The organism is Rhizobium tumorigenes, assembly GCF_003240565.2.
In the GTDB taxonomy this organism is placed as follows: domain Bacteria; phylum Pseudomonadota; class Alphaproteobacteria; order Rhizobiales; family Rhizobiaceae; genus Rhizobium; species Rhizobium tumorigenes.
Map to the genome: position 1 here is coordinate 3229167 of NZ_CP117255.1, position 22129 is coordinate 3251295.

At 59.8% G+C, this 22129-nt stretch carries 23 protein-coding genes; 8 read left to right on the forward strand and 15 right to left on the reverse strand.

Annotation, left to right across the window (positions count from 1 at the left end; all coding sequences use genetic code 11):
* Window positions 1-3: 3 nt before the first annotated feature.
* The 7 genes from PR017_RS15735 to PR017_RS15765 form a co-directional block, all read right to left on the reverse strand.
* A complete protein-coding gene (locus tag PR017_RS15735; protein WP_206423222.1) occupies window positions 4-2586 on the reverse strand; it encodes a PAS domain-containing sensor histidine kinase in 2583 nt (860 codons plus the stop codon).
* Between the two features lie 200 nt (window positions 2587-2786).
* Window positions 2787-4187 carry an adenosylhomocysteinase gene (gene ahcY, locus PR017_RS15740; RefSeq protein WP_111222147.1) on the reverse strand — a complete coding sequence of 467 codons (1401 nt, stop codon included), beginning with the start codon at window positions 4185-4187 and terminating at the stop codon, window positions 2787-2789.
* Between the two features lie 168 nt (window positions 4188-4355).
* Window positions 4356-4631 carry an HPr family phosphocarrier protein gene (locus tag PR017_RS15745; RefSeq protein ID WP_111222148.1) on the reverse strand — a complete coding sequence of 92 codons (276 nt, stop codon included), beginning with the start codon at window positions 4629-4631 and terminating at the stop codon, window positions 4356-4358.
* A gap of 19 nt (window positions 4632-4650) precedes the next feature.
* Window positions 4651-5052 (reverse strand): PTS sugar transporter subunit IIA, encoded by a 402-nt coding sequence (locus PR017_RS15750; RefSeq protein ID WP_111222149.1) that lies wholly within the window; start codon window positions 5050-5052, stop codon window positions 4651-4653.
* A gap of 154 nt (window positions 5053-5206) precedes the next feature.
* Window positions 5207-5653 carry an HPr kinase/phosphorylase gene (locus PR017_RS15755; protein ID WP_164498260.1) on the reverse strand — a complete coding sequence of 149 codons (447 nt, stop codon included), beginning with the start codon at window positions 5651-5653 and terminating at the stop codon, window positions 5207-5209.
* Entirely contained in the window at window positions 5653-7428 is a 1776-nt protein-coding gene (locus tag PR017_RS15760; protein WP_111222151.1) for a sensor histidine kinase, read from the reverse strand. The genes PR017_RS15755 and PR017_RS15760 overlap by 1 nt, the downstream gene beginning before the upstream one ends.
* Window positions 7429-7505: 77 nt before the next feature.
* Window positions 7506-8240, reverse strand: coding sequence for a response regulator transcription factor (locus PR017_RS15765; RefSeq protein WP_202617211.1), 735 nt, complete (start codon window positions 8238-8240; stop codon window positions 7506-7508).
* Window positions 8241-8593: 353 nt separating this feature from the next.
* On the opposite strand from PR017_RS15765, the gene PR017_RS15770 reads away from it, so the two are divergent.
* The 4 genes from PR017_RS15770 to PR017_RS15785 all read left to right on the forward strand — a co-directional run bounded on the left by PR017_RS15770 (window position 8594) and on the right by PR017_RS15785 (window position 12755).
* Window positions 8594-10204, forward strand: coding sequence for a phosphoenolpyruvate carboxykinase (locus PR017_RS15770; RefSeq protein ID WP_111222153.1), 1611 nt, complete (start codon window positions 8594-8596; stop codon window positions 10202-10204).
* Between the two features lie 118 nt (window positions 10205-10322).
* Window positions 10323-10760: an alternative ribosome rescue aminoacyl-tRNA hydrolase ArfB gene (arfB, locus tag PR017_RS15775; protein ID WP_111222154.1), complete on the forward strand. Its 438-nt coding sequence runs from the start codon at window positions 10323-10325 to the stop codon at window positions 10758-10760.
* A 61-nt stretch (window positions 10761-10821) separates the two neighbouring features.
* The gene (locus PR017_RS15780; RefSeq protein WP_111222155.1) at window positions 10822-11430 is read left to right on the forward strand and encodes an alpha-ketoglutarate-dependent dioxygenase AlkB family protein; all 609 of its coding nucleotides are present in this window, start codon (window positions 10822-10824) and stop codon (window positions 11428-11430) included.
* A 26-nt stretch (window positions 11431-11456) separates the two neighbouring features.
* Window positions 11457-12755: a glycosyltransferase family 87 protein gene (locus PR017_RS15785; RefSeq protein WP_111222156.1), complete on the forward strand. Its 1299-nt coding sequence runs from the start codon at window positions 11457-11459 to the stop codon at window positions 12753-12755.
* Here the strand turns inward: PR017_RS15785 and coaA are convergent.
* The 7 genes from coaA to hisB are packed head-to-tail and all read right to left on the reverse strand — an operon-like array spanning window position 12643 to window position 17308.
* Window positions 12643-13638: a type I pantothenate kinase gene (gene coaA, locus PR017_RS15790; RefSeq protein ID WP_111222157.1), complete on the reverse strand. Its 996-nt coding sequence runs from the start codon at window positions 13636-13638 to the stop codon at window positions 12643-12645. The two genes, PR017_RS15785 and coaA, sit on opposite strands and share 113 nt — an antisense overlap.
* Window positions 13635-13958 carry a phosphoribosyl-ATP diphosphatase gene (locus PR017_RS15795; RefSeq protein ID WP_111222158.1) on the reverse strand — a complete coding sequence of 108 codons (324 nt, stop codon included), beginning with the start codon at window positions 13956-13958 and terminating at the stop codon, window positions 13635-13637. The genes coaA and PR017_RS15795 overlap by 4 nt, the downstream gene beginning before the upstream one ends.
* 19 nt (window positions 13959-13977) lie before the next feature.
* Window positions 13978-14766: an imidazole glycerol phosphate synthase subunit HisF gene (gene hisF, locus PR017_RS15800; RefSeq protein ID WP_111222159.1), complete on the reverse strand. Its 789-nt coding sequence runs from the start codon at window positions 14764-14766 to the stop codon at window positions 13978-13980.
* Window positions 14763-15512 carry a 1-(5-phosphoribosyl)-5-[(5-phosphoribosylamino)methylideneamino]imidazole-4-carboxamide isomerase gene (gene hisA, locus PR017_RS15805; protein ID WP_111222160.1) on the reverse strand — a complete coding sequence of 250 codons (750 nt, stop codon included), beginning with the start codon at window positions 15510-15512 and terminating at the stop codon, window positions 14763-14765. The genes hisF and hisA overlap by 4 nt, the downstream gene beginning before the upstream one ends.
* 28 nt (window positions 15513-15540) lie before the next feature.
* On the reverse strand, window positions 15541-16191 hold the full coding sequence (gene hisH / locus PR017_RS15810; RefSeq protein WP_111222161.1) for an imidazole glycerol phosphate synthase subunit HisH: 651 nt from the start codon (window positions 16189-16191) through the stop codon (window positions 15541-15543).
* Window positions 16192-16194: 3 nt separating this feature from the next.
* Window positions 16195-16674 (reverse strand): DUF2628 domain-containing protein, encoded by a 480-nt coding sequence (locus PR017_RS15815; protein WP_111222162.1) that lies wholly within the window; start codon window positions 16672-16674, stop codon window positions 16195-16197.
* A 25-nt stretch (window positions 16675-16699) separates the two neighbouring features.
* Window positions 16700-17308, reverse strand: coding sequence for an imidazoleglycerol-phosphate dehydratase HisB (gene hisB / locus PR017_RS15820; RefSeq protein WP_111222190.1), 609 nt, complete (start codon window positions 17306-17308; stop codon window positions 16700-16702).
* Window positions 17309-17519: 211 nt separating this feature from the next.
* On the opposite strand from hisB, the gene hslV reads away from it, so the two are divergent.
* The 4 genes from hslV (at window position 17520) to PR017_RS15840 (ending at window position 21180) form a co-directional block, all read left to right on the forward strand.
* Entirely contained in the window at window positions 17520-18050 is a 531-nt protein-coding gene (gene hslV / locus PR017_RS15825) for an ATP-dependent protease subunit HslV (RefSeq protein WP_111222163.1), read from the forward strand.
* A 45-nt stretch (window positions 18051-18095) separates the two neighbouring features.
* Window positions 18096-19403, forward strand: coding sequence for an ATP-dependent protease ATPase subunit HslU (gene hslU / locus PR017_RS15830; RefSeq protein WP_111222164.1), 1308 nt, complete (start codon window positions 18096-18098; stop codon window positions 19401-19403).
* Between the two features lie 160 nt (window positions 19404-19563).
* On the forward strand, window positions 19564-19932 hold the full coding sequence (locus tag PR017_RS15835; protein ID WP_111222165.1) for a hypothetical protein: 369 nt from the start codon (window positions 19564-19566) through the stop codon (window positions 19930-19932).
* Between the two features lie 294 nt (window positions 19933-20226).
* Complete coding sequence (locus tag PR017_RS15840; RefSeq protein WP_111222191.1) at window positions 20227-21180, forward strand: DUF1402 family protein; 954 nt, start codon at window positions 20227-20229, stop codon at window positions 21178-21180.
* Between the two features lie 186 nt (window positions 21181-21366).
* Here the strand turns inward: PR017_RS15840 and PR017_RS15845 are convergent, their stop codons facing one another.
* Complete coding sequence (locus PR017_RS15845) at window positions 21367-22041, reverse strand: L,D-transpeptidase (RefSeq protein WP_111222166.1); 675 nt, start codon at window positions 22039-22041, stop codon at window positions 21367-21369.
* Between the last annotated feature and the right edge of the window lie 88 nt (window positions 22042-22129).

Below are 22129 nucleotides of genomic sequence, written 5' to 3' on the forward strand. Positions count from 1 at the left end.
ACGTCACTCGGCAGCGGCAATCGATTGCGGAACGTCGGCAGAGGGAATGCGGCAGCGCACGATAGTTCCCTTGCCGGGCTGGCTGTCGATGGAAACCTGTCCGCTGTGCAGGCTGACGAAGCTTTCGACGATCGACAGTCCGAGACCGGCGCCGCTGCGCTTTCCGCCCTTGCCGTTGGACGCGAAGCGCTTGAACACCGTTCCCATCACGTCTTCCGGGATACCCGGGCCTTGATCGGCAACGGAAAACAGGAAATCGGTGCCGTCACGATGGCATTTCAGCGAAATGACCGAACCTTCCGGTGCAAAATTGGCGGCGTTGTTGAGAAGCTTCAGCAAAATCTGTTTCAGGCGCTGCTGGTCGGCAACGACACTGCCGAGCTGTGCCGGAACAATGATTTCCAGCGTGACGCCACTCTCCTGCAGCCTGTCCGCGATTTGCAGCGAGACGTCATCCAGAAGGTCATCGAGAAGGATATTGCTGCAATTGAGCCGCATGATACCTGCATCGACGGTCGCCAGATCGAGAATGTCGTTGACGAGCGTCAGCAGCACCGAAGAAGATGTGGCGATATGGTCGATATACTCGGCCTGCCGCTCGCTGAGCGGCCCGATACCCGGCGTCTTCAGGAGATCGGTGAAGCCGATGATGTTGGTCAGTGGCGAGCGCAGTTCGTAGGACACGTGCTGGACGAAGTCGTTCTTGAGTTCGTCTGCCTTGCGCAGCGCCTCGTTCTTTTCCGTCAAGGCGCGCTCGGCGCGGACGCTGTCTGTCATATTGACGAAAGTCAGCATCGTCTGGGCATTCGGCAGCGGTGTCACTGCGTAGTCGAGCACCAGTCCGGAGAATAGCTCAAGCGTCCCTTGCGAAGAAGGCCGTTCGTCGTTGAAGCTGGTGATCTGTTCGGCAAAGGATTTCCAGCCATCCGGCTTGTCATAGGAGGCGAGGCAGGCATCGGCCACCATGCGGATATGGGTTCCGGGCTTGGCTTCAGTCTCGCTGATGCCCCATAGCGCGCGGAACGCCGGGTTGGACAGCCGCATGCGACCGTCGGGCCCGAACACCGCCACACCTTCCGAAAGGTGGTCGATGGTCTCGCCCTGGACCTTGACGAGCGTATTATAACGGGTTTCGAGATCGACTTGCTCGGTAAGGTTTTCGAACACCCAAGTGGCGCCACCCTGGGGATGCGCGGTCGCGAAAACGCGCAGGATCTGGCCGTTCGGAAGATGCCAGAGGTCGGATTGCGTATCCAGCGCCCGGTAGACGGAAAGCACGCTTTCCTTCCAGGTCTTCCAGTTCAGCGGCTCGGGCAGCTTTTTGGCAGCGCGCAGCCGGTCCAGCAGTTCGCTGTTGTCAGGCTTCGATTCCAGGAAGGAGATATCGAGTTCCCAGAGCTGCACGAAGGCCTGGTTGTAGAATTGCAGACGGCGGTTGCCGTCGAAGATGGCGACAGGTGTCGCGAGATGGTCGAGCGTTTCGGCATGGCTTTTCAGCGTCCGCTGTAGCTCGGCGCGCACAGCCTCAGTCTCAGACACATCGATTGCCATGCCGGCGGAACCACTGCGGGCGCGTACGTCGACCACGTCGAAAAACGTGCGGTTGCCGCGGACGACAGTCGAAATCTTGTCGTGGAAAGGCGAGTCGGGCGTTGCGGAGGCGCGGATGCGTTCGCGGGCAATGGTGCTCAGGAATTCACGACCCTCGCGGATCGCTTCCTCAGGCGAAACGGCTTCCACGGCTTCGCCATAGGCATGGTTGACCCAGGTCAACTTGCCATCGGGATCACGCTGCCAGACGGGAAGATCGATGGCGTCGAGCAGGTTCTGGAAGGCCGAGATCGACGTCAGCAATCGGTCCCGCTCGATCTTGATTTCAGCCAGTTCGGCACGGAGGTTATTGAGCGCGACAAAGCGGACGAAGGCGCGCCCGCCGGAGATCCGGCCTTGCGCTTCGAGTATTTCGTCGCGGTTGGTTTCGACCACCAGGTCGAAGCCTTGGCCGCTGCTGCGCAGCTTGTCGATCGCCTTGTCGAGATCGCCGGCGGACCAGGATTTCATCCAGCGACCGAATGCGAGAAACTCGTTGTCTTGCGGCGCGCCGGTCTCGATAGGGAGCTGGCCCAGCAGTTCCGGCCGCGTGTTGGGGCCGTCCCAGATGACGATGCGGCGGTTCTTGTCGGCGATCAGCGCTTGGTATCGTGAAATGCGCTGGTTGGCGTCCGACAGGGCTGTGCGGATCTCGCGGCTTTCTGTCTCGAGGTTGCCACGCTGGCGGACGAGCCACAGCGTCGACAGCAGAGCGGCGGAGACGACGCCGATCACCACGGAGAAGGTGACTATTTCCGACGATGTGAACAATCTGGCCGCTGCCGGCATCTGCGCCTGGGCAAGCGCCGGGCCTGCGAGTGACGCAAGGGCAGTACCGGAAGCAAGGAAGGAAAGGATGGCGACGAAGCGCGACGATTTACGCGGCGCGCGCTGGCGATTGCAATCAGCCGCCTGTATTCCGTCTTGCCTTGGCAAGCCTGGACCGCAGGGTCGCGCGTCAGCCTGCTCTGGCAGGCTTTCGTTCATTTCCATCAGCGGTCTGTCTCCGTCCTGTAATGTGCCGTATCTCGACAAGACATCCCAATTTCGCAGGGTCCCGAAGCTCGGTTCAATGCGAATCAAGTCCCAAAAGGATACAGTTTTAACGATTCCGCGAAAAGACTCCTGCCCAAAAAAGAAGCCGCAGCATTTGTCAATGCTGCGGCCACAAGATGTTGTGGATATAGAGGCTAAAGTTAGTACCTGTAGTGGTCAGCCTTGAAGGGGCCCTGAGCCGGGACGCCGATATAGGCAGCCTGCTCCGTCGAAAGTTCGGTCAGCTTGACGCCGAGCTTGGCGAGATGGAGGCGGGCAACCTTTTCGTCGAGGTGCTTTGGCAGAACGTACACATCGTTCTTGTACTCGCCAGGCTTGGTGAACAGTTCGATCTGGGCCAGCGTCTGGTTGGTGAACGATGCGGACATCACGAAAGAAGGATGGCCGGTGGCGTTGCCGAGGTTCAGAAGACGGCCTTCCGACAGCAGGATCATACGATTACCCTTGGGGAACTCGATCATGTCGACCTGCGGCTTGATGTTCGTCCACTTCAGGTTCTTCAGCGAGGCAACCTGAATTTCGTTGTCGAAATGGCCGATGTTGCCGACAATTGCCATGTCCTTCATCTCGCGCATGTGCTCGATGCGGATGACATCCTTGTTGCCGGTAGTGGTGATGAAGATGTCGGCCGAAGAGACGACGTCTTCGAGCGTAACGACTTCAAAACCGTCCATGGCAGCCTGCAGGGCGCAGATTGGGTCGACTTCTGTGACCTTGACGCGGGCGCCAGCGCCGAGCAGCGAAGCGGCCGAACCCTTGCCGACGTCACCGTAACCGCAGACAACGGCAACCTTGCCGGCCATCATCACGTCGGTACCGCGGCGGATACCGTCTACGAGCGATTCCTTGCAGCCATACTTGTTGTCGAACTTCGACTTGGTGACGCTGTCGTTGACGTTGATGGCCGGGAAGGGCAGCAGGCCCTTCTGGCTGAGTTCGTAGAGGCGATGAACGCCCGTGGTAGTTTCTTCGGTAACGCCCTTGATGGCATCGCGCTGCTTGGTGAACCAGCCGGGCGAAGCGGCCATGCGCTTCTTGATCTGTGCCATGAGGATGACCTCTTCCTCGGAGGTCGGCGTCGACAGCACATCTTCGCCAGCTTCGGCGCGGGCGCCGAGAAGGATGTACATGGTGGCATCGCCGCCATCGTCGAGGATCATGTTGGAAAAGCCACCGTCGGCCCACTGGAAGATCCGGTCGGTGTAGGTCCAGTAGTCTTCAAGGGACTCGCCCTTGATGGCAAAAACTGGAACGCCCGAGGCGGCAATCGCGGCTGCAGCATGGTCCTGGGTCGAGAAGATGTTGCAGGAAGCCCAGCGCACGTCGGCACCCAGCTTGACCAGCGTTTCGATCAGCACGGCCGTCTGGATGGTCATGTGAAGCGAACCGGTGATGCGCGCGCCCTTAAGCGGCTGCGTCGGGCCGAATTCCTCACGGCAGGACATCAGTCCCGGCATTTCGGTTTCGGCGATGTCGATTTCCTTGCGACCAAAGTCGGCAAGCGCGATATCTGCGACAACGTAGTCCTTGTCAGTGGTCATTGAATTCTCCAGCCTGGACAGGGCACCCGGACCACCGACTTTCGGCGACGGAATGCATGGGGGATTTTTGGGGCGCAGTCGCGCCGACAGTGACCCCGTCTAGCAGGCCGGACGGCAAAATGCAACTAGCATATAAAGAAGTCTTTATGTCTTTATATGATTTACGGTTTACATTTCCTCGCCAAATTTGTTGGCAATCAGGGCATCTAGGGCGTTCAGTGCTTCTTCCGCCTGGTTTCCGCTGGCGGTCACCAGCACGCTGCAGCCTGGGCTTGCAGCAAGCATCATCAGGCCCATGATCGAATTGCCGCCCACCGTCGTTCCGTCCCTGGACACCGTGATGGCGGCATCGAAGGCTTCGACGGTCTGGACAAATTTTGCCGAGGCGCGGGCATGCAGGCCACGTTTATTGATGATGAGCAGTTCGCGGGAATGCGATGTCATGGGAGAGATAGCCGTTCCGTCACTTGCCGCTCAAGACGCGGCTGGCCACATTGATATATTTCCGTCCGGCTTCCGATGCTTCGACCAGCGCCTTTTCCATATTGTTTTCGCCGCGCACGCCAGCCAGTTTTATCAGCATCGGGAGGTTGACGCCGGCAATGACTTCCGTGTGGCCGCTGTTCATCACCGAGATCGCCAGATTGGAGGGCGTGCCGCCAAACATATCTGTGAGGATGATCACTCCGTGGCCGTCATCGGCACCGGCGACGGCCTGGATGATGTCCTGTCTCCGGCGATCCATATCGTCTTCCGGGCCGATGGAGACGGTTTCGATGAATTTCTGCGGACCAACGACATGCTCGACGGCATGACGAAACTCTTCAGCCAGCTTGCCATGTGTGACAAGCACAAGTCCGATCATGATATTACTGCTCCCATCGCATAAGCAAACAGGTGGCCCTTATCGCAACGCAGCAATCGCGTCCACCGGTGGGGGGACATCTTGGCCATGAAAAGCCGAAGTGCAAGCGTAAAATGCAGAGATTGGCCCTCATCCTTTGCTCGAGTTGCCGCCATCAGAAGTAATGCGGATGCATCGCCATGATGATGGCAAGCGGATTGATACTGGTTTTTGAAAGGTGGATCGCAGGCAAAACAATGCCCTTGGAGACCTCGATCTTGGCACCTTCCGGCGGAAGCCTTTCGGCGGTCGCAAGGTCGACAGGCAACACTGCGAAATGCATCTGGTTGGAAAGGACGCTGCCGATCCGTAGGATCCCGGTCCCCCGGATCTCGATGAGCCCGGCGATGGACGGTGGACATTCGGCAACGACGCTGCGGTCGCGACGCGAGACAAGCACGCGATCGTCAGCGACCAGCGCCGACGACAGTCCCAGCTGTCTGGCCGATGCGAGACAGGAAAAGGCGAGGGTCGATTTTCCAATGCCGGAGGGTCCGAGAAAGAGCAGCCCGGTCGCGCCGACCACGATAGCGGTGCCGTGGATGTTGACTGCCTTTTGCATCAGGCACTGGCCTCGGCGGGGAGGGACAGGATAAAGCGAGCGCCGCGCGATTTGCCGGTGTCGGCATCGATGATGTTTTCCGCCCTCAGCGAACCGTTATGCGCCTCGGCAATCTGCCGGCTGATCGACAGGCCGAGCCCGGAATTCTGTCCGAATCCTTCGGCTTCAGGTCTGTCGGTGTAGAAACGCTCGAAAATCCTGTCGATGTCTTCTGCCTGGATGCCGGGACCGTTGTCTTCGATGTGCACCAGGCAGCGTGTGCGCGTCCGTGACAGTCGCACGGCGATCCTGCCGCCGTCCGCCGGGACGAACGACCGGGCATTTTCGATCAGGTTGGTGATGATCTGGCTGATGCGCAGTTCGTGGCCGTTGATGAGGAAGCGTGTTTTTGCGCCCGGCTTGCGGTCGATGACGTAGTCGATCTCCACGGCCTTCTTGCTGTGGCGCACCTGCTGCGACAGATCCACCATGTCACGCAGCAGGACTTCCATGTCGATCTGCTCGGCATCGCTGCGCGCCAGTTCGGCATCCAGCCGCGACGCGTCGGAGATGTCGCTGATCAGGCGATCGAGCCGCCGGACATCGTGCTGGATGACATCCATCAACCGCTTCTTGGAATCGTCGTTGCGTGCGAGCGGCAAAGTTTCGACGGCGCTACGCAGCGACGTCAGCGGGTTCTTGAGCTCGTGGCTGACATCGGCCGCGAAGCTTTCGATGGCGTCGATGCGGTCATAGAGGGCAGTTGTCATTTCCCTGAGCGCAATCGACAGATTGCCTATTTCGTCCTGACGAGCGGAAAAATCAGGGATTTCCTCGCGCACTTTCGAGCCTCTGCGCACCCGGATGGCCGCAGCCGACAGTCGCCGTAGCGGATTGGCGATCGTCGATGACAGCAGCAGCGACAGCGCCACATTGACCAGCGTCGCGACGCCGAAGACGCGCATGATAGCGAGGCGCTCGGCATGTACGATCTTGTCGATATCGCCGGCCTGGGTGGACAGAAGCAGAACGCCAAGCACGGCGCGGGCGCGCTGCACAGGGACGGCGACGGAAACGATCAGCTCGCCCTTTTCCGTGCTGCGGACAACTGCGCCACGCACACCGGTGAGTGCGTTCATCACCTCGGGATAGATGGAACCGTCGCCGCCGGGGGCTTCCTTGTAGACCGGCAGGTTGGCCGGTTGCAGCATCTTGTTGAGAAGCCCGCTGAACCAGTCCGACCAGCTCTGGACTTCGTCGTCGACCGGCGGCAGATCGTAGCGCAATACCTGGCCGCGCGAATAGAGATGACGCGAATCCAGCAGCAGGTTGGCATCGGCATCGAAAATGCGAGCCCTTGTACGGGTCGGCGAAATAAGCCTCCGCAGCACCGGTGCTACCTTTTCCGGATCGATCGGGAACTCCAGGTCATCGTCGTTGGGCGCCGGCGTGATGCTCTGGCCGGCCTGCAGCTCGAGTAGCTTTTCCGGATCGATGGTGATCGAGTTGGTGTCGACCGAGGCGGATGCGGAGACTGCGCCGGCGATGATTTCGCCTTGCGTCAAAAGGCTTTCGACGCGGGCATCGATCAGGCCCTCGCGAAACTGGTTGAGATAGAGAATGCCGCCAACCAGCACGATGAGCGCCGCAAGGTTGAAGAACAGGATGCGGCGGGTGAGGCTGGAAAAAACCGCGTTGCCGAAAATGCGGCGGATGAGCGTGAACGGATGCGTCCAGCGACTGCCGGCCTGTCCTTCCGCCTCTTCCGTATCCCTATGCTGCACAAGCTGTGCCACGCCGCGGCCCTTTCGAAGGGCGTGGCCGGTATTTCCACCAGCTCACCCCATACGTATCCGCCATCGAAGCTTCAGCCTCAGGCAGCTTCGCGGAAGCGATATCCGACTCCGTAGAGCGTTTCAATCATATCGAAATCCGTGTCGACCATCTTGAATTTCTTGCGCAGCCGCTTGATGTGGCTGTCGATTGTCCGGTCGTCGACATAGACCTGTTCGTCATAGGCAGCATCCATCAGCGCATCGCGACTCTTGACCACGCCGGGGCGCTGCGCAAGCGAGTGCAGGATCAGGAATTCCGTCACGGTCAGCGTGACCGGTTCACCCTTCCAGGTGCAGGTATGGCGTTCCTGATCCATGACCAGCTGGCCGCGCTCGAGCGAACGTGCCTGCAGCACGGCGCCGGCTTTCGGTGTGCCACCGCTGTTGCCGGCTGTCGCCGAAGCCTCGCGGTTGGAGGCGCGTCGCAGGACTGCTTTTACGCGTTCCACCAGCAGGCGCTGCGAGAAAGGCTTGGTGATGAAGTCGTCGGCGCCCATCTTGAGGCCGAACAACTCATCGATTTCCTCGTCCTTCGAGGTGAGGAAGATGACCGGGATGTCGGATTTCTGACGAAGGCGACGAAGAAGCTCCATGCCGTCCATGCGCGGCATCTTGATATCGAAGATCGCCAGCTGCGGCGGCCGCGCCAGAAGCCCGTCAAGAGCGGAAGCCCCGTCCGTGTAGGTCTCGACCTTGTATCCTTCGGCTTCCAGAGCGATGGAGACCGAGGTGAGGATATTGCGGTCGTCGTCTACGAGCGCGATTGTCAGCATGCTGTTGGTCTCCGTCATCTAAGCGCATCTCCCGGAATTGGACCCCGACCCAGGCGGTCTGCCGAACTGATCGGCCTCAACCAGGCGCGCTTATGGAGGATAAAGGTGGAACAAATTGTGGCAAAGATAAAGGGCCGATATTTTCCACGACATTCGCAGGTACCAAAAGTTGTGGCAATAAAATTACCAATCGACAAAATTCAAACGATTTAAATATTGCGACAGAAATTTAAATCGATTAAATGTTTGAAAACATTGATCTTTTAAGATTTTTCTCTCTTGCGTCTCCAACTTTTTGCTCTTAAGGCTGTCATCATTCAATGGCGATTGTCGGAACAGGGGATGAAATGGCGATGCAAGTTTTTGGAGACCACAACCCGGCAGTCGGTCTGGAAACAATCGGATTGGGCAGCGTCGCCAGCGTTCGATACAATCTGCCCGAAGCTCAGCTTTACGAAGAGGCGATTCGACGCGGCGAGGCCGAATTGACCGCCCACGGTGCGCTTCGTGCGCTGACAGGCCAGCACACCGGCCGTTCCCCAAAAGACAAATTCGTGGTCCGCGACGAAACCACGGAGGACCAGATCTGGTGGGACAACAACAAGCCAATGTCGCCGGCGCACTTTGCGCAGTTGCATCAGGACATGCTTGCCCATGCCGGCGGGTTGTCCCTGTTCGTGCAGGACCTGGTCGGCGGCGCCGATGTCGACTACGCGCTGCCATCGCGCGTGATCACCGAATTTGCCTGGCATTCGCTGTTCATTCGCAATCTGCTGATCCGGCCGGATAGGGCGACTTTGGCAAACTTGGTGCCCAAGCTGACGATCATCGACCTGCCCAGTTTTCGCGCAGATCCGGAACGCCATGGTTGCCGGACGGAAACCGTGATCGCTTGCGACTTCAACAGGGGCATGGTGCTGATTGGCGGCACGTCCTACGCTGGCGAAATGAAGAAGGCCGTCTTCACGGTGCTGAACTATCTCTTGCCGGCCCGCCACGTCATGCCGATGCATTGCTCGGCAAATGTCGGTCCAGATGGAGACGCCGCTGTCTTCTTCGGGCTGTCGGGCACCGGCAAGACCACGTTGTCTGCCGATCCCAGCCGTACGCTGATCGGCGATGATGAACATGGCTGGGGCGAAAATGGTATCTTCAATTTTGAAGGCGGCTGCTATGCCAAGACCATCCGGTTGTCGGCAGAAGCAGAGCCTGAGATCTACGCCACCACGCGCCGGTTTGGCACGGTTCTGGAAAATGTCGTGCTCAATGCAGAGGGCGTGCCCGACCTCGACGATGGCTCGCTGACGGAAAACACCCGCAGTGCCTATCCCCTGCACTTCATCCCGAATGCCTCGGAAAGCGGCATGACCGGCCACCCTCAGACGATTATCATGCTAACCGCCGACGCATTTGGCGTCATGCCCCCGATTGCCCGGCTGACACCCGATCAGGCAATGTATCACTTCCTGTCCGGCTACACCGCCAAGGTCGCAGGAACCGAAAAGGGCGTCACCGAGCCGGAAGCTACTTTCTCGACCTGTTTTGGCGCCCCGTTCATGCCGCGTCATCCGGCCGAATACGGCAATCTCCTGAAAGAGCTGATTGGCCGTCATGGCGTCGACTGCTGGTTGGTCAACACCGGCTGGACAGGTGGCGCCTACGGCACCGGCCGCCGCATGCCCATCAAGGCAACACGGGCGCTGCTCGCTGCTGCACTGAAGGGCGACCTGGACAAGGCTGAGTTCCGCATCGATCCTAACTTCGGTTTTGCCGTGCCGGTAGCTGTCGCGGGTGTGGATGGTGATATCCTCGATCCGCGCTCCACTTGGGCCGATCCTGCAGCCTATGATGCCCAGGCCAGCAAGCTCGTGCAGATGTTCGTCACCAACTTCACGAAGTTCGAGCAACATGTCGATGGGGGAGTGCGCGACGCAGCACCGGGCATGCGGGTTGCCGCCGAATAGGCATCCGTATTAGATGATTCACGTGAAACCCGGCGGTCTTTCCGCCGGGTTTGGCTTTTGCGCGCTCCCCTGTTTTCAAGCGTCCGGCAATATGGGATAGACGGGCCTGGAGAGACCAATGGCCAGCGACGCACTTTACATCAACGACCGGATCACCATCGCCGGCTGGGAACTGACGGAACAGTTCGTTCTTGCCGGTGGTCCCGGCGGCCAAAACGTCAACAAGGTGTCGACTGCTGTTCAGCTGTTCTTCACCCTCGTCAACTCGCCGTCGCTGAACGAGCGTGTCAAGGCGAATGCCATCAAGCTGGCTGGCCGGCGGCTGTCGAAGGACGGCGTGCTGATGATCGAGGCAAGCCGTTTCCGGAGCCAGGACCGCAACAGGGAGGATGCCCGCGACCGGCTGAAGGAACTGATCCTCGAGGCGGCGCTGCCGCCTCCGCCGCCCCGTCGCAAGACCCGGCCTACCAAGGGATCCGTCGAGCGCCGGTTGAAGGCGAAATCCGGGCGCTCCGAGGTCAAGAAATTGCGCGGAAAATCCGACGGCAGCGATTGAGCACTGTTTGTCGGCATTCGTCACCCCAAATCACTGTCAGGATGATCGCGGAGCACCGACCATGATGCTGTTGAACGGAATTCGTCATCTGCCAGGCTATCTCGATCGCACTGCGCAGGAGGCGCTGGTCGAGCAGATCCGCGCTGTTGTCGCCGAGGCGCCGCTATTCGTTCCGGCCATGCCCGGCACCGGCAAGCCGATGTCGGTGCGCATGACGAACTGCGGCCCGCTCGGCTGGGTCACGGACAAGCAGCGGGGCTATCGGTATCAATCGACCCATCCGGAAAACGGCCGGCCATGGCCGTCAATCCCGGAGTCTCTGCTGGCGCTGTGGGTCGAGGTGGCGGGCTATGAAAAGCCACCGGAAGCCTGCCTTGTCAATTTTTATGCCGACGACGCCAAGATGGGCCTTCATCAGGATAAGGACGAGCAGAATATGGGCGCACCCGTCGTCTCCATCTCGCTCGGCAACAGCTGTCTCTTCCGCATCGGCGGCACCGTCAGGACGGACAAGACTTCGTCCATCAAGCTTGCCAGCGGCGATATCGTCGTGCTGGGTGGAGAAGGCAGGCTCTGCTTCCACGGTGTCGACCGGATCTACCCGGTAACCTCAACGCTGCTCAAGAGCGGCGGTCGCATAAACCTGACATTAAGACGCGTGAAGCCATAGTTTGCCGGAAAACCGGGGACGTCGACATGGCTGACAGACATGCATTTGCGCGGGGACTCGCCGTGTATGTCGTGGTCTTAGGCCTGTATCTCGGTGTCCGACAACTTTTCCTTTTATGGACGATCGACACGCACGGCCTCTCCGAGGTTTCGCAGAAATTACCGTACTGGGATTTCACCAATCTCTGGGGTGGTGCTGTCTTGGCGCTCAGGGGACAGGTTGCCGATCTCTTCAATGTCGATATTTATCGGCATGACTTGAGAGCCTTGATATCGCCGTTCATGCCGGACCAGGAATGGAGTTACCCGCCGTCCTTCCTGCTGTTGGGTCTGCCGCTTGCCGGCTTACCGCTGCTGCCCGCCTATCTCGTCTGGACATTTGCAACATTGTTGCTGCTGTTCGCCTCCCTGCAAATGCTCTCACTTCCACTATGGGTGCGCCTTCTAGTCATCATATCTCCAGCCGCTGTGATGAACGTGATATTTGGTCAAAACGGCGCGCTAACCGCTGCCTTGCTGCTATCCGGATTGTTATTCGCGCCGTCTCGGCCTGTCATTGCGGGCATTCTGCTCGGTCTGCTGACAGTGAAGCCCCAAATCGGGCTGTTGGTGCCGTTCTGCCTGCTGGCAAGCGGAAACTACCGCTCCATCGTCGCCGCAGCCGTGACCGCCTCGTTTCTGGCCGTGATGGCAGGTGTCGTATTCGGCTGGGAAAGCTGGGTGCTGTTTTTCACCAAGACGCGGCCTATGATGACAGCGATCCTCGAGGCGCCATACCCGCAAGGCTATCAAAGCAACGGTATGACGTCCTTCCTGCTCTCCCGATCGCTGGGACTGGGGGTCGGCGCTGCCTATGCCGTACAAGCCGTCTTTTCCACTGCCAGCATCGCGGCGGCATGTTGGCTTTGGCGGCCAATTCGCCGCGTCGATCATGCCACGCGCGCCTGTCTCACGGCGGTTCTGGCAATCGTTGCCACTCCTTACGGGTATGTTTACGACGCAATACCGCTGAGCGTCGCGGCGGCGCTGTTCTTCTGCAAACGTCGCGAACCGACCATCTTGTTGGGGGTCGCCTGGCTCTACCCGCTGGTCAATCATATCCTCGTCCGGAGCCTGCCGCTGATCGGCGTCCTCGTGCCGACGATTGTTGCCGCCTGGACATGCTGGAATATCTGGCGGGACGAACGCCGGATTGGCGATTGTCCGGACACCGCTAAAGCTTGCGGAGAGCCACCTGTTCGATCAGATGATCCTGACCCTTGCGCAGGATCAGGTCCGCCCGCGGCCGCGTCGGCAGGATATTCTGTCGCAGGTTCCGCAAATTGATGTTCTTCCAGAGACCTTCGGCTGTCAGGAGAGCCTCTTCCTCGGTGATCGACGCATAGCGGTGGAAAAACGAGTTCGGGTCACGGAAGGCCGTTTCACGCAATTTCATGAAGCGTCGCACGTACCATTTGCGGACCAGCTTCTCGTCCGCGTCGATGTAGATCGAAAAGTCGAAGAAGTCCGACACCATCGGCACGATCTTCCCATCGGCCGGCAGATGCCGGGACTGCAGCACATTTATGCCTTCGAAGATCAGGATGTCCGGACGGTCGACGATCTTGAATTCATTGGGCAGCACATCGTAGACCAGATGCGAGTAGCAAGGAGCCGCCACATTGGGCCGACCTGCCTTGATCGCCGACAGGAAGCGCAGCAGCGCACCGGTGTCGTAGCTATCGGGAAAGCCCTTGCGCTGCATCAGGTTGCGCCGCTGCAATTCCGCATTGGGGTGTAGAAATCCGTCCGTGGTGATCAGGTCGACCTTCGGGCTGGACGGCCAGCGGCGAAGCAGTTCCTTCAGGATACGGGCCGTCGTCGATTTGCCGACGGCAACCGATCCGGCAATGCCGATAACGAAAGGCGTCTTGGCAACATTTTCGAGGCTGAGAAAGCGATTGCGCTGTTCGAACAGGATTTGCGAAGATTCGACATGGGCCGAAAGCAGCCGCGATACGGACAGATAGATGCGCCGGACCTCGTCGAGGTCGATCGGATCGCCCATCGACCGCAGTCTGTCGACTTCGTCAGCCGTCAGGGTCAACGGCGTATCGGCGCGAAACTTCGCCCACTCCCCGGACGAGAAGAAATGATAGGGAGAATAGGCGTTGGCCTGAAAATGGTCCAGCGGTTCGGGCGCAGATGCGGGCTTGCTGAGTGACGTCATGAGCTCTGCCGACCGGCCTTTTCAGTGAGGCCGGATTGCAGAGTGCGTCTTTCAAGCTCGGCTAGAACGTCATCGAGAGGGATCTCGGCGATCTTCAGCACCACCATCAGATGGTACAGGAGATCAGCGGCCTCATAGGTGAGGTTCTCGCGATCGTTGACGACAGCAGCCATCACTGCCTCGATCGCTTCCTCGCCGAGCTTCTTGGCAGCCTTTGCCTGGCCTCCTGCAACGAGCTTGGCAGTCCAGGATTCCTCGGCGCCCGCCCGAGAGCGCTGGTCGACGATCTTCTCCAGATCGGAAAGGGTAAATCCGCTCATTTCGCCTCGTTTCCCCCGGTCAGTCGAGTCGCATGGCGATGCCATGCTGCGACATATAGCGCTTTGCCTCGCCGATCGAATAGGTGCCGAAGTGAAAAATCGATGCCGCCAGTACGGCAGTGGCGTGACCTTCCGTGACGCCGGCGACAAGGTCGTCCAGCGTGCCGACGCCGCCGGATGCAATGACCGGCACGCGCACGGCATCGGCAATCGCCCGCGTCAGTTCCAGATCGTAGCCACTCTTCGTGCCGTCCCGGTCCATAGACGTTACCAGCAGTTCGCCGGCGCCGCGTTCCACCATGCGTGCAGCAAATTCAACGGCATCGATGCCGGTCGCGTTGCGCCCGCCATGGGTATAGATCTCCCAGGCGCTCATATTATCCTGGCCGACGCCCTGGCTGCGGCGACGCTTGGCATCGATGGAGACGACGATGCACTGGTTGCCGAACTTGTCTGCGGCTTGGGCGACGAAATCCGGATTGGCAACGGCGGCGGAGTTGATCGCCACCTTGTCGGCACCGGCCAGCAGTAGCCGGCGAATATCGGAGACGGCGCGGACACCGCCGCCGACGGTGAGCGGCATGAAGCAATGCTCTGCCGTCTGGGCTACGACATCGAAAATGGTATCGCGACCGTCGGAAGAGGCTGTGATGTCGAGGAAGCAAAGTTCGTCTGCACCGGCCGCGTCATAGGCCTTGGCGGCTTCGACGGGATCACCGGCATCGATCAGGTCGACGAAATTGACACCCTTGACGACGCGTCCGTCCTTGACGTCGAGGCATGGGATGATACGCGCCTTGAGGGTCAAAGTGCCACCTCCGTGGTGCGAGCATCCTTGATCAGCCTGAGGGCTTCGGTCGGATCTATCCGTCCATCGTAGAGCGCTCGGCCGGAAATCGCGCCTTCGAGCCTGGCTGCGTCCGGTTGCAGCATGCGCCTGATGTCGTCGATCGACGCAAGACCACCGGAGGCAATCACGGGGATGGAAACTGCCCCGGCCAGTTCCAGTGTCGATGGCCAGTTGATGCCGGCGAGAATGCCGTCGCGGTCGATGTCCGTGTAGATGATCGCGGCAACGCCAGCGCCTTCGAATTTCCGGGCGAGGTCTATGACGCCGAGTTCCGAGGCTTCGGCCCAGCCCTCGACAGCTACCTTGCCACCCTTGGCGTCGATGCCGACCGCGACTTGGCCCGGAAACTTGCGGCAAGCTTCGATGACCAGCGCCGGATCGCGCACGGCAACGGTTCCAAGAATGACGCGGGCGAGACCGCGCGAAAGCCAGCTTTCGATATGCTCCAGCGTCCGGATGCCGCCGCCGAGTTGCACCGGATTACGGGTCGCCTTGAGAATGGCATCGACAGCGTCGCCATTGACGCTCTTGCCTGCAAACGCACCATTGAGATCGACCACGTGCAACCACTCGAAACCCTGGTCCTGGAAGGTCTTTGCCTGTGCTGCCGGGTCCGGATTATAGACAGTGGCCTGGTCCATATCGCCGAGCTTCAGCCGCACGCACTGGCCGTCCTTGAGGTCGATGGCGGGAAAAAGGATCATCGTGTCGGTCCGTTCAGGGCGCGCGCCATCAGGGCTGCCAGCGCAGGAAATTGGAAATCAGGGTAAGGCCGAGCGTCTGGCTCTTCTCAGGGTGGAACTGGGCCCCCACCATATTGTCCCGCCCGACGAAAGCCGTCATCGCGCCGCCGTAGTTCGTGGTGGCGATGATGTCGCCGTCGTCAGCCGCTGCCAGGTGGTAGGAATGCACGAAATAGGCATGCAGGCCGTCCTGCCCCGTCTTTATGCCATCGAACAGCGCATGCGGACGACGCAGGTCGAGCGTGTTCCAGCCGATCTGCGGGATTTTCAGCGATGGATCGGATGGCGTCATTTCCACGACGTCGCCCCTGATCCAGCCGAGGCCCTCCGTGGTCGTCTTCTCCAGCCCGCGCGACGACATCAGCTGCATGCCGACGCAGATGCCGAGGAAAGGTCGGGCCTTATGCTCGACGGCTTCCGCGAGCGCTTCGGACATGCCGTCAACGGCGCCAAGCCCGCGGCGGCAGTCGGCGTAGGCGCCAACGCCCGGCAGGACAATTCTGTCGGCAGAGGCGACCCGCTCGGCCTTGTCGGTCAACTCGATCTCGGCATCGATCCCAATTTCCCTGGCAGCGCGCTCGAAGGCCTTGGTGGCCGAGCGCAGGTTGCCCGAGCCGTAGTCGATAATGACAACGCGCATCGCTCAGCGTCCTCCGTCGTAGCCGATGAGGCCGAGGGCAGCACCCTTGTGGGGATTGCCAGCAGAGTTTTCTCGAATATCCCAGCGTGCAGCGCGGATATCCTCCGGCACTTCCTCCGAAAGGCCACTGAAATAGATATCTTCGGCCTCGGCGAGATTGCGCGCCGACACCAGGCCACCGGCAACGAAGCCATTGGCCAAAAGGCGGCTGGCAAACAGCATTCGCCCTTCAACTGCAGAGAGGACACTGACCGCAAGCAGCAGCGACACTCCGGCAGCCCAGAGAGCGGGCGTCCGCAGCAACTCCATCCCGATGCCTTGGAGCAGCAAGGCGCCGATCCCGAGCAGCCAAAAACGATGGCAGAGCAGCCAGATGCCGGGAAGCAAGAATGCGGTCAGCGAAAAGCCATCGCGCACGAAGCGCGTTTTCTCGTGATCTCTGCCCGGTCCGATCTCGGGTGTCAGAACTATAAAACTCGCCATCGGGGCGCTCCGCTAAAATTCCGGTTCAGGCGAGGGTGCCCTTGGTCGATGGCACGCGGCCCGCCTGGCGGGGATCGATCTCGGTGGCCGTCCGCAAGGCACGGGCCACGGCCTTGAAGCAGGTTTCAGCGATATGATGGTTGTTGGCGCCGTAGTGGTTGAGAATATGCAACGTGATTCCGGCGTTCTGGGCCAATGCCTGGAAAAACTCGCGCACTAGCTCTGTGTCGAAGCTACCGATCTTCGGCGCACTGAACTGCACGTTCCAGACAAGAAAGGGTCGGCCGGAGAGATCGACGGCGGCCTTGGTCATCGTCTCGTCCATGGCAAGATCAATCGACGCGTAGCGGGCGATGCCCCGCCGGTCGCCCAGCGCCTTGGAGATCGCCTGGCCGATGGCAATACCGGTGTCCTCGACAGCATGGTGATCGTCGACGTGGAGATCGCCTTTGGTCTCGATTTCCATGTCGATCAGCGAATGGCGCGATAGCTGGTCGAGCATATGGTCGAAGAACCCGACGCCTGTCGAGATTTTCGAATTGCCGGTACCGTCGAGGTTGACGGTGACCGAAACCGAGGTCTCGTTGGTCGCGCGGGAAATACTCGCCGTGCGGTTGGCTGCGGTGTCTGCCATGGCCTGCTCCATCGGATAATGGCCGTCCATATCAGCCACATGCGAAAATATCCAGAAGTTCCCGCACGACGGGCGCGCCTTTGCCACGCGAGGCGAACCGGAACCGAAAGGAGTGATATTTGCAATCGCCGGAAGCCCACTTACATAGGCTTCAACAGGGCCGATGCGCGGCCCACTGAAACCGCCCGATCATCGGGCAGACAGGTGCTTTATGACAACGATTATTACCGTCCGGAAGGGCAACCAGGTGGTCATGGCAGGCGACGGACAGGTCAGCCTCGGCCAGACTGTAATGAAAGGCAACGCCCGCAAGGTCCGTCGCATCGGCAAGGACGGCGAGGTGATCGCCGGTTTTGCCGGTGCCACAGCCGATGCGTTCACTCTGCTCGACCGCCTGGAGAAGAAGCTCGAACAATATCCGGGCCAGCTGATGCGCGCTGCCGTCGAACTTGCCAAGGATTGGCGGACAGACAAGTACCTGCGCAATCTCGAAGCGATGATGCTTGTCGCCGACAAGACCACCACCCTGGCGCTGACCGGCAACGGCGACGTGCTGGAGCCGGAACATGGCACCGTCGCTATCGGCTCCGGCGGCAACTATGCTTTTGCCGCCGCCCGGGCGCTGATGGACACGGACAAATCGGCCGAGGAGATCGCCCGCCGCGCCCTCGATATCGCCGCCGACATCTGCGTCTACACCAACCACAGCATTGTCATTGAATCGATCAATTCCGACGCCTGAGTTTTCTCTCCTGATCGTTTCCAGCCCCGATGGGAAAGCAGTATAATGACCAATTTCTCCCCCCGCGAGATCGTCTCCGAACTCGACCGTTACATTATTGGCCAGCATGAGGCCAAGCGCGCGGTCGCAATCGCGCTCCGCAATCGCTGGCGTCGCCAGCAGCTGGAGCCCGACCTGCGCGATGAAGTCATGCCGAAGAATATCCTGATGATCGGGCCGACCGGTGTCGGCAAGACGGAAATCTCCCGTCGCCTCGCCAAGCTTGCCGGTGCGCCCTTCATCAAGGTGGAAGCTACGAAGTTCACCGAAGTCGGCTATGTCGGCCGCGACGTCGAGCAGATCATCCGTGATCTCGTCGAGGTCGGCATCGGCCTGGTGCGCGAGAAGATGCGTGCCGAGGTGGAATCGAAGGCCCACATGAGCGCCGAGGAACGCGTGCTCGACGCTCTCGTCGGCGCCACTGCCTCGCCGGCCACCCGCGAAAGCTTCCGAAAGAAGCTGCGGGACGGCGAACTCGACGACAAGGAAATCGACATCGAAATCGCCGATACTGCTTCCGCCGGTTCCGGTTTCGAAATTCCCGGCATGCCCGGCGCCAATATCGGCGTCCTCAACCTGTCTGAAATGTTCGGCAAGGCCATGGGCAACAAGACCAAGAAAGTCCGCACCACGGTCAAGGCTTCCTACGCCGATCTGATACGGGACGAATCCGACAAGCTGGTCGATAATGAGGTTGTCCAGCGAGAGGCGGTGCGCTCTGCCGAGAACGACGGTATCGTCTTCCTCGATGAGATCGACAAGATCGCTACCCGTGAGGGCGGCATCGGCGCGGGCGTGTCCCGCGAAGGCGTTCAGCGCGACCTGCTGCCGCTGGTCGAAGGCACCACCGTATCGACAAAGTACGGACCTGTGAAAACGGACCACATCCTGTTTATCGCCTCGGGCGCGTTCCATGTCTCCAAGCCATCGGACCTTCTGCCCGAACTCCAGGGTCGCCTGCCGATCCGCGTCGAACTGAAGCCGCTCAGCAAGGACGACATGCGCCGCATCCTGACCGAGACGGAGGCAAGCCTCATACGCCAGTACAAGGCGCTGATGGAAACGGAAGGCTTCTCGCTCGATTTCACCGATGATGCGCTCGATGCATTGGCGGATGTCGCTGTCCACCTGAACTCTTCGGTCGAGAATATCGGTGCCCGTCGCCTCCAGACTGTGATGGAGCGCGTGCTAGACGACATCTCCTACAACGCACCTGATCGCGGAGGTGCGTCGCTCACTATCGACGCGGCCTATGTTCAGAAACACGTTGGCGATCTCGCCGCCAACACCGATCTGTCGCGTTACATCCTGTAGCGCCAGCGCTGCCCTCGGTCCCCTCCTTGTGTCGGGACCGGGGCCCACGATGAACGCGGCATTCATCGGCCATTAAGCTAAATGAAATATATTATTCACTATGAGTTGGCTTAGATTCGTTGGGTTCAGGCCCAGTTCCCGAGCCTTCGTGGAGGTGGCAATGTTAAAGAAGACTGTTGTATCAATGCTGATCCTGGCGTCGGTCGCCGGAGGCGCGCTTAGCACCGCAAGCACTGCCGAAGCCCAATACCGCCGTCCTCCGCAGGACGATGGCTGGGACCGTGGCCCGCCACCCCCGCAGCGGCGCCATCACCACAATAACAATGGCGGCATCATTGCCGGTGGCATCGCAGCCGGCGTACTTGGCGGCCTGATCGGCGGCGCTTTGGCCAATGGCAACGACGGTGGTTATGGCTATGCACCGCCGCCCCCACCTCCGCCGCAGCCACGCTGCTGGTTCGAGGACCGCCCGGTTCAGAACCAGTATGACGACGGCTGGCACCGCGAACAGATCCGCGTCTGCAACTAAGGTCGCGCCTTCTCAGCGCCATGCGGACGCATCAATATCCAGTTTGTAATATACGACGGACGCGATCTGACACGCTGCAGGTCGCGTCCTTTCTGTTTGCCAGACTTTCGACCTCCTCAGCCAGCCCATCGTTATTCCTGGTTTTTTCGACCATAACCTCTCGACACCGGGCCGTTAACTTTTTAGGTGATGGTCAGTTTCCTTGGGGCGTCGGCGTCGGGTTGGCATTATTCGGCCAAGATTGTGATCCACGCCTCCGGAAAGACCGATGAACCTTCGACGGGGCAGCCAATCGTGCGACGCATTCTCATTTCCCTCCTGGTTGCCGTCCTGAGCCTTGGCTCGATCCCTGCAAGCGCTGCCGGAATCCTGACTGTACCGCCCGGTAACCGCAATGCCGAGCAACCTGACATCCCGGGCGCATCTGTTCGCCGCACCAAGGGCACCAATTCCAGTTTCGATCGCAAGTACCAGAAGGTCCGCCAGTTGCTGGCAACCGACAGCAAGCTGATGTCGAAGATCAAAGCTGTGTCGCGCGCTTATGGCATCGATCCCATCCATGTCGTCGGGGCACTCGTCGGCGAGCATACCTATAATGTCGATGCGTATGACGGCCTGCAGTCCTACTACGTCAAGGCTGCCTCCTACGCCGGAGAAAGCTTCAAGTTTGCCTACAATGGCGAGAACGTCGATGATTTCGTCGCCCGTCCGCAGTTCGCCAAGTGCAACGGAAAAAGCGATTCCTACAGCCTCTGGACTTGCCGCGAGGATGTCTGGAACGACGCCTTCAAGGGAAAAACCGTCGACGGAAAATCTTTTCCCAACAATCGCTTCAGCGCCGTCTTCTTCCAGCCCTTCTACGCTGGCCAGACCTTTGGCCTCGGCCAGATCAACCCACTGACGGCGCTGATGCTGTCCGATATGGTGTCGCGGACATCAGGCATCCCGAAGCTCGACGAGCGCAAGGCCGGCGATGTCTATCACGCCATCATGGATCCGGATATTTCGCTTGCCTTCGTCGCCGCCGCTGCCCGGCGCTCGATAGACGACTACCGCTCGATCGCCGGCATGGATATTTCCGGCAACCCGGGCCTCACCGCCACCCTCTACAATGTCGGAAATTCCCGTCAGCGCGCCACGGCCCTTGCCGCGCGCAACAGGGGCGCCAGCCAGCCTGTCTGGCCTGAAGAGAATTATTACGGCTGGCTGATCAACGACAAGCTGGATGATCTGAAGTCGCTGCTTTGATCTGTGCGCGAACAGGCACGCAAATCAGCGAGTTGAGCCAGCGGCGTTTTTCCCATGAGCGTCGATCTTTGTGAGTCTGGTTACTCCGGCTGCGAAACGGAAAGAGGCCGTGCTACCCATTCCATACCAATAAAAAAGGCTGCCGGAAGTTATCCGACAGCCGCTGATTTCGATGAGATGTGAAATCTACTGGATGACGACGACTTTGGTCGTATGGCCCGGAAGGACGCGGCTGTAGAGATCGATGACGTCCTGGTTGATCAGGCGAATGCAGCCCGAAGATGCTGCCGTGCCGATGGAAGCCCATTCTGGCGTTCCATGCAGGCGGAACAGGGTGTCCTGGCCCTTGTCGTTGTAGAGATACATTGCACGGGCGCCGAGCGGGTTTTCGAGGCCTGGATTCATGCCACCTTCGACGAACTTGGCGATTTCCGGCCGGCGCTCTGCCATTTCTTTTGGCGGGTGCCAATTTGGCCATTCCTGCTTCCAGGCAACGTAGGCGTTGCCCGACCAGGCAAAGCCAGCCTTGCCGACGCTGATGCCGTAGCGCATGGCCTGGCCATCCGGCAGGATGTAATAAAGATGACGTTCGCGGGTGTTGACGATGATGGTGCCCGGCGATTCCGTCGTCTGATAGCTGATGATCTGGCGGCGGAATTCCGGCTTGACCTTCTGGATCGGGATAGCAGGAAGCGAGAAGCCGGAATCCTGGGTGACCCCGTAGTCGCCATCAAACGTCTTCAGCGTATCGACCGAAGAGCTTGGCGCGGTAATCGGCGCAGCCATCGCTGTGGAAGAATAGCCGGCCGCGGCAAATGCCGCGACAAGGCCCAATACAGTCATTGCATTGCTGAAGCGCATGGGGGTCTCTCGATTTTGTGTCTGGAATTCAGGGTTTTGCCAACCATCTCTGGCAAGGTTTATTTTCGATATCACCGCATTGCAAGTA